The sequence below is a fragment of the Shewanella sp. GJ50-10 genome (assembly GCF_055808815.1).
Map to the genome: position 1 here is coordinate 1,799,726 of NZ_JBVVSS010000001.1, position 15,804 is coordinate 1,815,529.

The window sequence follows — 15,804 nt, forward strand, 5'->3', positions numbered from 1 at the left end:
TTAGCTATTAGTTGTGCTTATTGCTTAACTTGCTCAGGTTGCCACCTGCGCCATTCTTCTTTCATCTTATTATAAAGAATAAAGCTAGCACCTGATGACAAAGCGTTCACATCAGTCGTCACATCTTCAGTGACTACCGAAATACCACCTGATAACAAGGTTTCTAAAGAACCTGTTTCGATTTGCGCCCCAGAGAAAATACCTACTTCCAATTTAATGCCAGAAGCATCCCAGAATCGACTAGATTGATTAACAAGGTGTGTGTATTGCTTTTCAATGTGCGAGTACATTAATACTTTATTGCCGTTATCTGATAGCGAGTATCCATCTACTTGACCAATCGAGATCCCTCTAAAGAATATCGGTGTGCCTACTTTAATTGAGCCAAGCTGCTTATCTTCTAAAACTAGCGTGACAGCGTCTTCGTCGATATCAGCGTCATATCTAGCTGCTAAATGTGCTTCAAAAGAATCAGTCGCTTCAGCTTGCTTACCAGGTAATACACCCACATATGGACCAGTGATTAAGGTTTCAGGGGCTTTAATTCCAGCTAATGATATTTGAGCATCAACGACAAAGTATTCAGTATCGGTTTTAGTAAAATGATCCGCATATTCGCCATAGAGGTAAGCCGATGCCGTCAAGCTATCTAGATCTTGATTGAGTTTTACTTGTTGAATAACACCAATTTGATGACCTTGATATCGGATTGCGGCTTTAGATGCCACTTTAGCCTCTGCCGGTAAGGTTAGGGTAATGGCTTTAGCTTGTTTGAGGGCTAATTCTTTTGAGTCATACAAACGCTGTTGATTACCCATTTTATCTTCATCGAGTAACCCTAAGCTGATGCTGCCTTTTAGTGCGCCTTCAAGTGGGGCAATATTGACTTCAACTCCTGATAAACTTGCATCTATGCTTGCTGCGTCATTACGCCAGAAAACGCTATTATCACGAACTAATTGGCTAAATTTATTTTGGATAGCCAAAGTTATTGAAAATTGATCAGTTTGGCTTTCCCAGTTGACAGCTTTAACTGAGCCTATTTGCATTTTTTTGTAATAAATAGGTGAGCCAGCAGATAAACCTGCACCATCAATACTCTCAAGCGACATTGTGGTTAGTTTATTCTGATTTAAAGATTCAAGGGCATGCTCACTAGAGGTATAAAGCGCGAATTGGCTATTAGGTCTAACTAACGCTTTGGTTTTTCCTCTGACCAAAGATACAGCGCCTGCGACAACGGTATTTAAATCACGAGTGGTGACAGTAACGCCATCTAAAGATGCATCAATAGTTAGAGCTGACTCTGAAACAAAGTGACTGTCAGTGGTTAATAAAGTTTGAAATTCTGGCAGTATTTCAACGCTGTACTCAACACCACTAAAGTCTTTAGAGAAGGTCACTTGAGTTACTTCACCAATTGGCATTTGTTTGTATCTTACTTCCGCGCCTTCGGTTAACCCGCTATGTTCTTCAGATGTGAGTTTAATATGAAGTTTATCTCCGCTAAGAAGGTCAGGGGCTTCATCGAGTAATGTGAATTGTGCCGGTAAACTTGTATCAGCCACTCCAGGTAAGACATTAACTACACTACCCGTTAATAAACGACTTGCATGCTTTACACCATCCATTGAGATATCGGCGCCCGCTACCCAAAACTGGCTATCAGCATTGAGTAGTTGTTGATACTGGCTATCAAATTTGGCTAAAAATTTAACCCCGTTTTCGGTGAGTTTGGTTTGATGGATTTTACCTACTTCGATACCGCGATAAACGATAACCGAGCCTTGATTAATATCATCTGCATTATCAGCTGTTAAAACAAATTCAACACCTTTAACAGCACTTTGTTCATCTGGGTATAAAACGTAGTTATCTCCCGTAACGGCTTTAGCAGCTTTAGTTTTAGAATTAAAGCTGATACCGCCAGCTAATAGAGACGCTAGGCTTTCTGTGTTGACCTTGATACCCGATAGGGATGCATCAATCTTAAGACCTGATACATTCCAAAATTGTGAGTCTTGATTAACGAGGTGAGCATATTGCTGCTCGATAAAGGTGCTGATAATAATCGTATCACTGTTAATTAAACGATAATTAACAACTTTACCAACAGGAACTTGGCGATAAAAAACTAATGAGCCGACATCAAGAGAGCCTAAAGTCGGGGTGGTCAGTTTTACCACAATACCTTCTTCTTCATTTGGGGTCATAGATGGGGCTTCTGTTGACGCAACAAATTCAGATGTAGAACTACCATCACCAGGCTTAATGGCAATGTAATTACCTGAAAACAAGGTATCTAAACCTTCAATTCCCGTAATACTGGCCTTAGGCATGACTAACCAGAAGAGGGTATTTTTGTTAAGGAATGGGTCTGAGCGATAATCCATGACAATTTTTACATTTACCCCTGATAAATCTTTATCAAGACTGATATCTGTCACTTTACCTACTGTTAACCCTTGGTATTTGACAAGGGTTTTACCTATATCGATTCCTATGGCACTTGGGAAATGAACTTGTATTTCAATTCCTGATTCTTTGATACTTTTAACCCCAAGCCAAGCGCCTAGAGCAAGTGCCACGATCGGTAGTAACCAAATAGGTGAGAAGAGTTTCTTTTTAACGACTTTTGGTGATTCAATTTGTGTCATTGTTTTTTTCCAAGCGATCCCAAAGTAAACGTGTATCAAGTACCTTTGCAGCTAATTGAGTCAATAGAATGACCAGCGCGAACGCTGTAGCGGCAGGTGCTGGTTTTGCATCAAGAAGTTGTCCCATATTCACTACCGCAACGGTTAGCGCGATAACGAATAAATCAAGCATAGACCATCGTCCAATCCACTCAATAATATGAAAGCCCGCCATCAGTTTCTTTTTTGACAGAGGTAAATTAAAACTAATGGCAGACAAGTAAATAGCTAACCCTACTATTTTAAGCAGTGGTACTAGAATACTGGCGGTGAAAACAATGATTGCAATCGGGAACATATCTAAATAGACCAAATGAACTATTCCGGTATAAATAGTGTCATAAGTGACTTTTCCCTGATTTGTGAGCATTGTTATAGGGTAAATATTTGCAGGTATAAGTAATATTGCTGCAGTAATCAAAAGTGCCCAACTTTGTTGTAAGCTAGCATAATTTCGTGGTTGTATTTTTGACTCACAACGACTGCAATGGGTTTGATTAATTGGGTTTATATTTCGACAAACATTACACAGGCACATGCCGACATCTTTGCCTTGTTGAGCAAATTTACTTGTCATGGACCATTCTCCACATGTGCTCTAAATTATATTCACGTTGTAAAAATAAAATAACTAAAAATAAAATACCAAAACAAAGGGTACCCATGCCCAAGTATATTTCAGCAAAATCAGAAAGATTGAAGGCAGCAACTAAGAACGAAATAACATAAATTTCTAACATTGATAATTGTGAAAGTAACTCATGATTTTTCAGTAGTCTTCTGTAAGTTTGTTGCCAGAAGGTGGAGTGAAGCCTGAGTTTAACAATTATGATTTGAAATAAAATAGATAAGATAAGCAAACCTGGTGCAATTACTGCTGAAGCAATGACTGCGATAGCAACAATCCAATAATCATGATTCCATACAGCGACTGCAGTTTCATAGACAGTTGTTGCTCTTATACTGCCCATGAAATGTATTTCTAAAACAGGTAGAAAGTTTGCCGGGATATAGAAAAGGATAGCGGCAATACATAAAGCAAGCATGCCATTAACCGAGCAGTACGGTACATCGTAAAGTGCCGTATGACAACGAGGGCATAACGCCCGGACATTAGAGGGCAGAGCACGTCGCTGTACAGCTAAATCACAAGAGCGGCACAATATTATGGTGTCTTGATCTAAATTTTTTGGCATATAAAAGCGTAAACCATCCATTTAGTAAATATGAGCAGCGAACTCCTGATGCAATTTGAGACATGTTTTATCGGCTATTTAGCCTTAAATATGAGCTCAATCTGAGTTTATTTGTCAGGATTCAAGTTACAATGAAATGAGATAATACCAGAATAATCAGAATACTTGCATCAGAAGTTAGTTATATGACACTCTATGCACTGTATATAAAAACAGTAAGAGGTTAATCATGGCGGTAATTACAAAGTTTGTCGTGGTCAGAGAAGGGGTGGAAAAGATGACGTTCACATCTAAAAAAGAAGCCGATGCCTATGACAAAATGCTCGACATTGCGGATAACTTAGTTCCTTTTATTACTAGCGCTGAGTTAAAAATTGACGAAAATAGTGTAGAGAAACTTGCATTTTATCTTGCATCTAATAAAGATGAACTCGCAAATTTACTCAAAGGCGTCGTAAAGGCAAAACCGTCAGCGGCGAAACCTGCGGCGAAAAAAGCCACTAAAAAAGCGGCAGCAGAATAAAATAATTGTTAGGAAGTAGAATGAAAGCTGAATTATATGACACCTTAAATCGACAAGTGCTGGCTTTAATGGACGGCGAAGACGACCTTATTGCAGGTATGGCAAACTTTTCGGCGTTGTTGAATGATAATTTAGACGATATCAATTGGGCTGGCTTTTACATTAAACGTAATGACCAATTAGTGCTGGGCCCATTTCAAGGAAAAGTGGCTTGTACTCGTATTGTTATCGGAAAAGGTGTTTGTGGTACAGCTGCAGCACTAGATCAAACTCAACTTGTTGAAGATGTACATCAATTTGAAGGTCATATTGCATGCGATGCAGCCAGTAATTCTGAAATTGTAGTGCCTGTGCACCATGGTAAAGATGTGATCGCAGTGTTAGATATTGATAGTCCTTCTTTGAATCGTTTTGATAAAGATGATCAAAAAGGCCTAGAAAACTTAGTTAAAAGCTTCGAATCTTGCTTATTTGCTTAATTTGCGACCAAATAAGCCAAATTGCAGGTCGCAATCGCTGACACGAGCTTTATAATACTGAGCTGCACGCATAACTATGTTCAAAATTTATTTACTGTAAATATGCAGGTAAGTAAGTTAATTTGTTAAGGCATGTTTCAATTGCTTTAGCAATCATGTAGGAAATGCTAATTTGAACGTTAAGCAAGACTCTGTTTAACGAAAGATAAACGACTGTAACTAGCTAAGATAGCTATAAACCAGTCCCCTTATATAACGTGGAAGTAAAAATGGAATCAACAGACAAGTTGACCGACACCAACGCAGTTTTAGCGTATTTATATGAAACATTTCCTTTATGCTTTATAGCAGAAGGTGAAACTAAGCCATTAAAAATTGGGTTGTTTCAAGATTTAGCTGAAAGGTTGGCTGAAGATTCTAAAGTAAGTAAAACACAACTACGTGTTGCACTTAGACGTTATACAAGTAGCTGGCGTTACCTTAAAGGTGTTAAAACCGGCGTTCAACGTATTGACCTTGATGGCCAAGACTGTGGCGAACTTGAACAAGAGCATATTGATCATGCTCAGCAGACCTTAAAAGAAGGTCAAGAAAAAGCTAAAGCTAAGCGTCAAGCACAAGCAGCTAAAGCAAATCCTAAGAAGCCTGCTAAAAAAGCACCTTCTTCAAAAGCGGCTCCTGTTAAGAAAGACCGTCCAGCAAAGGCTAAAAAGCCTGCTGCACCTAAAGTTAATTATGTCGCTGCAAAATTTGACGAGCTTAAACAAAAACAACGTGTTAGTGTCAAGTTAGGACAAAATCCTGTTGCTGGCGTTATCACTGATATCAAGAAAGAAGATGTCCATGTACAACTTGATTCTGGTTTAGTCGTTAAAGTACGTGCAGAGCATATTTTATTATCGTGATCATTTAAGGAGTAACTTGTTGATGCGAAAACTCACTTTGGCTGCGTCGATTGCCACTTTATTTGTCGGTTTTTCGGCTTGGGCAATTTCACCAACTATTCAAATCAACGAGTTACCTAAACTTGAGCAAGAGCCTCAACACAAGGTTGCGAGTAAGAGGGTAACGAATTTATTCACTCGTTCTCACTACCATCGCTTTGAGCTTGATGATGCTTTTTCCGAGTTGATTTACGACCGATATCTACAACAGCTAGATTTCAGACGTAACGTGCTTACCCAAGCAGATGTTGATAGCTTTAAACAATATCAGCATCTGTTTGACGATATGGTCAAAACTGGCAATATCGAACCTGCCTTTAATATGTTCTCTTTATTGCAAAAACGTCGTTATGAACGTTTTGCTTACGCTTTGACTTTATTAGACAAAGAATTCGACTTCGCTGAAGCGGGCGATGCCTACGAATTTGATCGTGAAGAAGCGGCGTGGCCTAAAGATGAAGCAGAACTAAATGAATTGTGGCGCCAACGTGTTAAATATGATGCGTTAAACTTAAAGCTTGCTGATAAAGACTGGGAAGAAACAGTCGAAATATTAGGAAAGCGTTATAACAATGCCATTAAGCGTTTAAGTCAAACTCACAGTGAAGATGTATTCCAAGGTGTCATGAATGCCTTTGCTCGCACTGTAGAGCCTCATACAAGTTACTTATCTCCTCGTAATGCTGAACGTTTCCAAATGGAAATGAACCTAAGCCTTGAAGGCATTGGTGCGGTATTGCAAATGGATGATGACTACACTGTAATTAAAAGTTTAGTTGCTGGTGGCCCTGCAGCAAGCAGTGAAAAGCTTTCTCCAGAAGATAAAATTATCGGTGTTGGCCAAAAAGACGGTGAAATAGTCGATGTTATTGGTTGGCGTTTAGATGATGTTGTTGAGTTAATCAAAGGGCCTAAAGGCAGTGAAGTTAACTTAGAAATTTTGCCTAAAAAAGGCGGCGCTAATGCTAAAACATTCGAAGTCACCATTATTCGTGACAAAATTCGTCTAGAAGACCGCGCAGCGACATCAAAAGTAGTCGAGCCAACAGAAGGTGAATTTGCAAACCGTAAAGTGGGCGTTATTCAAATTCCTGGTTTCTACATGAACTTATCTGTTGATGTTGAAAAAGAAATCGCCAAACTTAAAGAAGATAAAGTTGAAGGCATTATCATAGATTTACGTGGTAATGGTGGCGGTGCATTAACCGAAGCAACTTTATTAACTGGTTTGTTTATTGATATGGGCCCAGTGGTTCAAATCCGTGATGCCAATGGTCGCGTTACCCAAAACCGTGATAATGACGGGAAAAGTGCATATAGTGGACCATTAACCGTTATGGTCGACCGTTACAGTGCTTCAGCTTCGGAAATTTTTGCCGCAGCACTACAAGACTATGATCGTGCATTGATTGTTGGTGAAGCCAGTTTCGGTAAAGGCACAGTGCAGCAGCATAAGAGCCTAGGTCGTATATATGATATGTACGAAAAACCAATTGGCCATGTGCAATATACTATCGCTAAGTTTTACCGTATTAATGGTGGCAGCACACAATTAAAAGGTGTTACTCCAGACATTAAATTCCCAAGTGCACTAGAGCCTGGTGAATACGGTGAGTCTGAAGAGAAGAATGCTTTACCATGGGATAAAGTGCCAGTAGCGCAATACGGAACTTTAGGTAATATTTACCCTGAGCTAGTGGCTAAACTAGATACTAAACATCAACAACGTATTAAAACAGATGTAGAATTTGGCTATATTTTCGATGATATTGCTGAGTTTAAAAAGCATCATGATGATAAAACGATTTCTTTAGTTGAAAGTGAACGTATTGCTTCTCGTGAAGAGGACGAAAAACGCATACTTGATCGTACTAATGAGCGACGTGTTAAGAATGGTTTAGAGCCGTTAGCTTCTCTTGATGAAGAAGATGAAGAAGTGACTGAAACAGAAGCTGAATCTACAGAAGTGGTAGAAAATGACACGACTGAAGCTGATGAGTCTGAAGAAGATGAATTAGAAGTGCCAGATGCATTCTTAGAAGAAACAGCGTTAATCACTTTAGACATGGTTGATGCGAAAAAATCAGCAGTGAAATAACCACTATTTCATTGTCAAAAAACGCGCTTTAAGCGCGTTTTTTATTATGTAAATTTTATGCCCGAAAGTGCTAAGTGTTATACAAGGATTAATTATGACTCAAGCTCAAGCAAAACATTTAAAAGATTACCAAGCACCGACTTTTACCATAAGTCACATCGAGTTAGGTTTTAATTTAGATGGTGCTGAAACCGAAGTTGTTGCTGTTAGTAAGGTACAAAGGGTAGGCGAACACAACGAAGCATTAGTGCTCGTAGGTGAGCAGATTAATTTAATCTCTGTTCACATTAATGGTGAGGCTGTTGAGTACAAAGAAGAAGACAATCAATTATTGATTAACACCCCATTAAATGACTTTGAATTAACCATAGTCACCAAGCAAGATCCTGAAGCTAACTCAAGCCTTGAAGGCTTATATATGTCAGATGGCGCATACTGTACTCAGTGTGAAGCTGAAGGTTTCAGAAGAATTACCTACTTTTTAGATCGTCCAGATGTACTCGCAATTTATACTGTTCGCATTGAAGCTGACAAAACTGCTTTTCCGTTTTTATTAAGTAACGGTAATTTAGTCGAAAAGGGCGATGTCAGTGAAACTCGTCAATTTGTACGCTGGGAAGATCCATTCCCTAAACCAAGTTATTTATTCGCGTTAGTCGCCGGTGATTTTGATTTACTTGAAGATAAGTTCATCACCCGCAGTGGCCGCGAAGTGAAATTACAAGTTTTTGTTGATAAAGGAAACTTACATAAAGCGGATCATGCGATGGTTTCTCTCCAAAAGTCGATGGCTTGGGACGAAACACGTTTTGACTTAGAGTACGACCTTGATATTTACATGATTGTTGCTGTTGATTTTTTCAACATGGGAGCAATGGAAAACAAAGGCCTGAATGTCTTCAATACAAAATACGTATTAGCAGATACAGCCAGTGCAACCGATGAAGATTATCATGGAATCGAGTCAGTAGTTGGCCATGAATATTTTCATAACTGGACTGGCAACCGAGTAACGTGCCGTGATTGGTTTCAGTTAAGTCTAAAAGAAGGTTTAACCGTATTTAGGGACCAAGAGTTCAGTTCAGACCTTGGCTCACGTGCGGTAAACCGAATTCAAGCCATTCGTGTTATGAAAAATCAACAATTTGCCGAAGATGCTGGCCCAATGTCACATCCAATTCGTCCAGAATCTGTCATCGAGATGAATAACTTTTATACCGTGACTGTCTATAACAAGGGCGCAGAAGTTATTCGCATGATGCACACTATACTAGGTGAGCAAAACTTCCAACTGGGAATGAAGTGTTACTTTGAGCGCCACGATGGCCAAGCTGTTACCTGTGATGATTTTGTCAATGCGATGGAAACAGCTAGCGGAATTGACCTTGGGTTGTTCAGAAATTGGTATAGCCAAGCTGGAACGCCTATTGTAACTGTAGTTGATCAATATGATGCTCAGAAAAAACAGTACCAATTAACCGTAAGTCAGTCTGTTACTTCACAAGGTGTAAAAGGCCAAGCTCTTCATATTCCATTTAGTCTTGAGCTACTTGACTCACAGGGTCAGTCGTTAGTTAATCAAGTTTTAGATGTTAAACAAGGGCAGCAGACATTTACTTTTGATAATATCGCCTCAATGCCAGTGCCTTCATTATTACAAGATTTCTCAGCGCCAGTACGTTTAGATTATGAGTTTAATGTTGATCAGCTAGTACATCTTACCCGTTTTGCTTCCAGCGAAGTGGCTCGCTGGGAAGCTTCAGTCGGTTTATTTAGCCAAGCGGTTTGGCAAAATGTTGCAAGTTTAGCAGCAAAAGAAACCATGCATCTTGATGCTAGAGTCATTGAAGCAGTTAGAGGCATTATTCTAGATGAGAACATAGATAAAGCACTTGTTGCTGAAATTTTAGCTTTCCCAAGTGCAGCAGCACTTATTGAGCAGGTTGAAACTGTCGATTTAGATGCTTTGCAGGCAGCACGAGAGTTTGTTGTTGATGAGCTAGCAGAAGCCTGTTTAGATGAATTAGTGACTCGTTATCGCTCATTAGTTAATGAAGACAATGCGGCATCACGTGCATTTAAAAACATTTGTTTAGTGCTGTTATCTCGTGTGTCTTCAGAATATGAAGACTTAGTGACACAGCAGTATCAATCTGCGGCTAACATGACAGACAGTCTAGCTGCTCTTAAAGCGGCTGTTTCTGGTCAGTTATCTTGCCAACAAGCATTAATGCATGATTTTGAAAAGAAATGGGTGTCTACACCCTTAGTGATGGATAAATGGTTTAGCCTACAAGCTTCGCAAAATACTGCAGATGTATTAGAGCAAATTAAAGCGTTGACTCACCATGAAAGCTTTAGCTTTAATAACCCTAACCGAGTTCGTTCTTTGATTGGTTTCTACGTTGCAGCGAATACGTATCAATTTCATGATGCTAGTGGAGTAGGTTACGAGTATTTAACCGATATTCTGATTAAATTGAATGAGCTAAACCCACAAATTGCAGCAAGAATGATCACACCACTTATTCAATTTAGTAAATTTGATGCTGATCGCCAGCAAAAAATGAAAGGTTGTTTATTGCAATTAAAAGCCTTGCCGAATTTGTCTAAGGATTTATTCGAGAAAGTTGAAAAAGCGTTAGAACAAGCTTAATTAATTTTGGTAAATAACAGGTAACGGTTGAGCTGTACTTAGCGATATCGTTGCCTGTGTTACATTTTCAGTTCATTATTCCAATGTGCGATTACAGTCATGCAATTTATATTTTCGATGTACATTAGCTTTAAAGATTTTCTTCCTTATTACCAAGGAACAGTAAAAAATGTCGAGGTAAAGGATGTTAACGGCAAAATATTGCATATAAATGGTAAATACTTTAGACCATTTGTCACTTCTTCAGGTATCCACGGACAGTTCATTTTGCGCTTAGAATCTTCAGGTAAATTTATTTCTTTAAATAAAATTTAGAGTAATTACTTCAAACGACCAATTGATTGTTAAATGGTAATTTAGCTTCACTTGGTTTTAGTTAAGTCTATGAAATATCTTCTTTTTATTCAATTTTTCTTCCTCTGTAGTCATTTTGTGTGATCTAATTCAAATAAGCGTTCGATTATTCTTAGTAAATTTCTCCTAACTACACCATTTCGTTAACAAATTTAATGTTTTTTGAACTTGCTCAATGATGTTAATTGCTGTAACAATGGTGTTGCCTGCAGGCTAACAAAATGTTGGTTCAAATCCTATAACAACGAATCCGGCAGGTTACGGAGAGAAGCAAAAATGAATATTGTTAAAAGACGCTTTAACAAGTCGGCACTCGCTTTGGGGGTGGTGTCGGCATTGACTTTAGGGATGAGCAGTAGCGCTAATGCTGTTTCATTTGATTGGGGTGAAGTACGAGGCACCTTTGACTCGATTTGGACGGTTGGCGCAAGCTGGCGTGTTTCTGAGCGTGATTGGGAAGGGCAAATCGGTAAAGTTAACCAACCACAATTTGATTGGTCTGGTTATTCTGCTTTTGGTGCGCCGTTTGGCCAAACACCAAAATACACTACTTCTCAAATTTGGAGCCAACCTGGTTCTTATTCAAGTAACAACGACTTAAGTAATTTACTTTACTCGCAAGGTGATACCACTTCAGAAATTTTTAAAGGCTTACATGAATTGTCTTTAGAATATAAGAACTTTGGTTTATTTGTGCGAGGAATGTATTTCTACGATCGCAAATTAAACGATGGTGATTACGATTTCAACGACCCACTTACTGGCAATGAATTTGATCCGTGTGAAGATGACCGCGCATCAGAAGTGCAATGTAAAGATGTTCGTCTATTAGATGCATTCGTTTACGGTAATTTTGATTTAAATGACGGTAAAAACCCACTATCTGTCCGTGTGGGTAATCAAGTAGTTTCATGGGGTGAAAGTACATTAATCCCACATGGTATTGGTGTTATTAACTCTGTCGATTTGAATATTTTGAATGCACCAGGTGCAGAGCTTAAAGAAGCATTCCGTCCACAAGGTATGGTTTGGGCTTCTTTAGGTGTCACAGAGAATTTATCAGTTGAAGCATTTTATCAATATGATTGGGAGCCGATTTGGGTGCCTACTCCGGGCTCAAACTTTGCAACCAATGACTTCGCAGGTTTTGGTGGTTATGCTCAAAATGCTCAGTTAGGTTTCAATGCCAATCCAGATATCAATCTTGAATTTTTAATGGATGAATACGCTTCACTTTATGGCGCTGCAGCGGCAGCAAACTTTGATCCAGCTTATGCGGCTTATATGGTGCCTTATGCAACCAAAGTGGCATTAGTGCAAGATGAAGAAAAGCCAAGTGATGATGGTCAGTACGGTATCAAGTTGGGTTATTACGCCCCAACACTGGGCGAAACCGAGTTTGGTTTGTACTACATGAATTACCATAGCCGTCGTCCATTGATTAGTGGTACTGCGTCTAACTTCACCGATGAAGCTGTTGCTCGTGATTATGGCCGTTTAGCTGCAAGTGGCGGCGAAATTGACCGTGAACTTATGCTAAGTATGGAAACCTTCACCAAAGCACAAATTGTTTATCCTGAAGATATTCAGCTTTATGGTTTTAGCTTCAACACATTAGTGGGTGACACCTCGGTAGCCGGTGAAATTTCACACCGTGTCGATGAACCATTACAAATCGATGATGTTGAACTATTGTTCGCAGGTATGCCTCAGCAATTAGCTGAAGCAGGTATTCGTCCAGATTTAGATGGTATTTCTCAAATTGAAGGTGTTCAGCCAGGTGAATCTATCGATGGATTTATTTTATCTGATACCACTCAAGCGCAGGCAACTTTTACTCACTTATTTGGCCCTACATTAGGAACGGATAACCTGACTATGCTTGCTGAAATCGGTGGTGTTTGGATCCATGATATGCCTGGTTTTGATGAACTACGTTTAAATGGCCCAGGTACTGCGCGTTCAGGTGGTAACCCTGATATGCCAGGTATTATCGAAGCACTGCATGATGGTCCTGAAACGAATCCATTCCCAACTGATTTTGCTTGGGGTTATCGTTTAGTGGCTAAAGCTGACTACAATAATATCTTCGCTGGTGTGAATATGTCACCACGTGTGATTTTCTCACATGATGTTGATGGTATTACACCAGACCCAATGTTCTTATTTACTGAAGGTCGTAAATCTGTCGCTGTGGGTGTTAATTTCGATTACCGCAGTCGCTGGGGCGCTGATATTTCTTACAACAGCTTCTTTGGTGGTGTAGGAACAACTAATGCGATGACTGATCGAGATTACGTCTCGTTCAACGTCAAGTATTCTATCTAGAAGGATAATAATAATGAAGAAACTGACGATATTATCGGCTGCAGTAATCATGGCGTTTAGCGCACCTGCAGCGATGGCGAAAGTATCTGAAGCTGAAGCAGCTAAACTGGGTAATGAACTTACACCCATTGGTGCTGTTAAAGCAGGTAATGCTGATGGTTCTATCCCTGCTTGGGATAATGGCATTACATCTCCAGTTGCTGGCTATGAAAAGGGCATGCATCATCCAGACCCTTTTCCTTCAGATAAAATTCTATTCACCATTACTAACGCTAATAAAGCGCAGTATGCAGAATTTTTAACGCCGGGCCAAAACAAGCTTTTTGAACTGTATCCTGATACATACAAAATGAATGTTTATGAAACCCGCCGTACAGCTTCGTTACCTCAGTATGTCTATGATGCAACTAAAGCAAATGCATTAAATGCTGAACTTGTAGCAAATGGTAATGGTGTAAGTGGCGCGTCTATTAGTGTGCCGTTTCCAATTCCTAACAGTGGTTTAGAAGTCATTTGGAACCATATTCTTCGCTATCGTGGTGTTGATATTAAAACTGCACGTAGCCAAGCGGCTCCAACTGCAGGTGGTTCTTATACGCTTATTGAAACCGCTGAAGAAATTCGTTTTAGCTACAGTCGCCCAGAAGTTACCTTGGATCAGCTAAAAGAATCCAATACCTTGTTCTTCTTCAAACAAGTTGTACGTCAGCCAGCTCGTCTTGCTGGTACTGCATTGCTTGTTAAAGAAACCATGGACCAAGAAGCGTTACCTCGCCAAGCTTGGACCTACAACACTGGACAACGCCGTGTACGTAAAGCGCCGAATGTGGCTTTTGATACGCCAGGTACAGTATCTGATGGTTTAAGAACGACAGATGATTTCGATATGTTCAATGGATCGCCTGTTCGATATAACTGGGAATTAGTTGGTAAGAAAGAGCTATATATTCCTTACAATGACTACAAGCTACATTCTGATTCACTTGAATATGATCAAATCTTAAAACCGGGTCATATCAATCCAGAATTTGCGCGTTGGGAAAAACATCGTGTATGGGAAGTTAAAGCGACCCTCAAAGATGGCATGCGCCATATTTATAAAACTCGTGTTTTCTACATCGATGAAGATTCTTGGCAGGTTTCTCTAACAGATATGTATGATAACCGTGATGAACTTTACCGTGTAGGTACAGCCCATTCGATTAACTACTATGAAGTTCCTACTCATTGGAGCACGTTAGAAATTTTCCATGATTTACAATCTCGCCGTTATTTAGCTATGGGATTAGATAACGAAGGCCGCATGTACGATTTTGATGCCAAGCTTTCTGAAGCTAATTTCACACCTGACGCACTACGTCGTGCAGGTATTCGCTAAGACCTATCAGGGGCGCATTGCGCCCCTATTATTTTTAAGGAAGTTTGTATGTCGTTTCGCACACTTCGCCATGTTGTCGCACTCAGCTTAGGCTGTTTTATTTCTACTGCGCCAGTCCATGCTCAATTCGATCCACTTTCTGTTCAAATACAACCACTCGCAGAGTCATCTTTAGTTCTCGATATCGCTAAAGCAGGCGATAACCTAGTGGCCGTTGGCGAGCGTGGTCATGTATTAATTAACCAGCAGCAAGATTGGATACAGATTAATTCTCCTGTGGTTTCTCAACTCACCAAAGTATTCTTTTTAAATGAGAATCAAGGCTGGGCAGTAGGCCATGATGCCACCATTATTCATACAATTGATGGTGGTAAGACTTGGCAAGTTCAATTTCAGTCAACTGAAGTTGAAAAGCCGTTAATGGACATCTTATTCTTCAACGAGAAAGATGGCATTGCAGTTGGAGCTTACGGTTTATTTTATCGCACGTTAGATGGCGGTAAAAACTGGGTTCAAGAGTTCCATGAAGAGTTACTATTTCCAGAAGACGTTTCTTATCTAGCCGATTTAAAAGCGGAGGATGAAGCATTATATCTGTCAGAGCGTTCAGCTTTATTACCTCATTTTAACCGTGTTATTCAGTTATCTGACAGTCAATTACTCATGGTCGGTGAATTAGGCTTAGTCGCAACATCTTCAGATAACGGACAGACTTTTAGTGCACTTGCTTTCAATTATGAAGGCTCAATGTTTAATGCTATTGAAGTCAATGGTGCTGTTTTTGTGATGGGTCTGCGCGGCCATGTTTTCAAAACTGATAAACAATTTAGTCAATGGCAAGAAATTGAATTACCAGTCAAATCATCAATCAATAATGCGTTCGTTACAGACACAGGTTCATTATACCTTGTGGGTAATGCAGGTGTTGTTATTGAGCTTGATAGTTCAGATAAAGCAACAATTGTCGCACGCAGACAGGGCGAGAACATTGTTGCGATAGAAAGTGATAACCAAGGACAAGTTTGGTTTGCAGGTTCTAAAGGATTATTTCAGCTCAAATAGAGTTGGAGTAGGTTTCTCAGGACGAGAGTGTTCAATGTCGGGGGCGAGTAACAGTTTCAACTGGGATCTGTTACTGTTTGAATTGAACAA

Annotated in this window: 12 protein-coding genes; 9 read left to right on the top strand and 3 right to left on the bottom strand. The window is 39.6% G+C overall.

Annotation, left to right across the window (positions count from 1 at the left end; genetic code table 11):
* Window positions 1–17: 17 nt before the first annotated feature.
* From AC0L4E_RS07495 to AC0L4E_RS07505, 3 genes are read right to left on the bottom strand one after another with little or no spacing between them, the layout of a single operon-like run.
* Window positions 18–2,657: an MlaD family protein gene (locus tag AC0L4E_RS07495; protein WP_473678668.1), complete on the bottom strand. Its 2,640-nt coding sequence runs from the start codon at window positions 2,655–2,657 to the stop codon at window positions 18–20.
* Window positions 2,644–3,273 (bottom strand): paraquat-inducible protein A, encoded by a 630-nt coding sequence (locus AC0L4E_RS07500; RefSeq protein ID WP_473678669.1) that lies wholly within the window; start codon window positions 3,271–3,273, stop codon window positions 2,644–2,646. Before AC0L4E_RS07500 ends, AC0L4E_RS07495 begins: the two co-directional genes overlap by 14 nt.
* A complete protein-coding gene (locus tag AC0L4E_RS07505) occupies window positions 3,263–3,892 on the bottom strand; it encodes a paraquat-inducible protein A (protein ID WP_473678670.1) in 630 nt (209 codons plus the stop codon). Before AC0L4E_RS07505 ends, AC0L4E_RS07500 begins: the two co-directional genes overlap by 11 nt.
* Window positions 3,893–4,121: 229 nt before the next feature.
* On the opposite strand from AC0L4E_RS07505, the gene AC0L4E_RS07510 reads away from it, so the two are divergent.
* The 9 genes from AC0L4E_RS07510 (at window position 4,122) to AC0L4E_RS07550 (ending at window position 15,714) form a co-directional block, all read left to right on the top strand.
* Entirely contained in the window at window positions 4,122–4,415 is a 294-nt protein-coding gene (locus tag AC0L4E_RS07510; protein ID WP_473678671.1) for a YebG family protein, read from the top strand.
* Between the two features lie 20 nt (window positions 4,416–4,435).
* A complete protein-coding gene (locus AC0L4E_RS07515) occupies window positions 4,436–4,894 on the top strand; it encodes a GAF domain-containing protein (protein WP_473678672.1) in 459 nt (152 codons plus the stop codon).
* A gap of 269 nt (window positions 4,895–5,163) precedes the next feature.
* Entirely contained in the window at window positions 5,164–5,799 is a 636-nt protein-coding gene (proQ, locus tag AC0L4E_RS07520) for an RNA chaperone ProQ (protein WP_473678673.1), read from the top strand.
* Between the two features lie 22 nt (window positions 5,800–5,821).
* On the top strand, window positions 5,822–7,936 hold the full coding sequence (gene prc, locus AC0L4E_RS07525; protein WP_473678674.1) for a carboxy terminal-processing peptidase: 2,115 nt from the start codon (window positions 5,822–5,824) through the stop codon (window positions 7,934–7,936).
* 94 nt (window positions 7,937–8,030) lie between these two features.
* On the top strand, window positions 8,031–10,592 hold the full coding sequence (gene pepN / locus AC0L4E_RS07530) for an aminopeptidase N (RefSeq protein WP_473678675.1): 2,562 nt from the start codon (window positions 8,031–8,033) through the stop codon (window positions 10,590–10,592).
* Window positions 10,593–10,691: 99 nt separating this feature from the next.
* A complete protein-coding gene (locus AC0L4E_RS07535) occupies window positions 10,692–10,907 on the top strand; it encodes a DUF2835 domain-containing protein (RefSeq protein WP_473678676.1) in 216 nt (71 codons plus the stop codon).
* Between the two features lie 315 nt (window positions 10,908–11,222).
* Window positions 11,223–13,274: a DUF1302 domain-containing protein gene (locus AC0L4E_RS07540; RefSeq protein WP_473678677.1), complete on the top strand. Its 2,052-nt coding sequence runs from the start codon at window positions 11,223–11,225 to the stop codon at window positions 13,272–13,274.
* Window positions 13,275–13,287: 13 nt separating this feature from the next.
* Window positions 13,288–14,652 (top strand): DUF1329 domain-containing protein, encoded by a 1,365-nt coding sequence (locus AC0L4E_RS07545; protein WP_473678678.1) that lies wholly within the window; start codon window positions 13,288–13,290, stop codon window positions 14,650–14,652.
* Window positions 14,653–14,700: 48 nt separating this feature from the next.
* A complete protein-coding gene (locus AC0L4E_RS07550; protein WP_473678679.1) occupies window positions 14,701–15,714 on the top strand; it encodes a WD40/YVTN/BNR-like repeat-containing protein in 1,014 nt (337 codons plus the stop codon).
* Window positions 15,715–15,804: the final 90 nt, after the last annotated feature.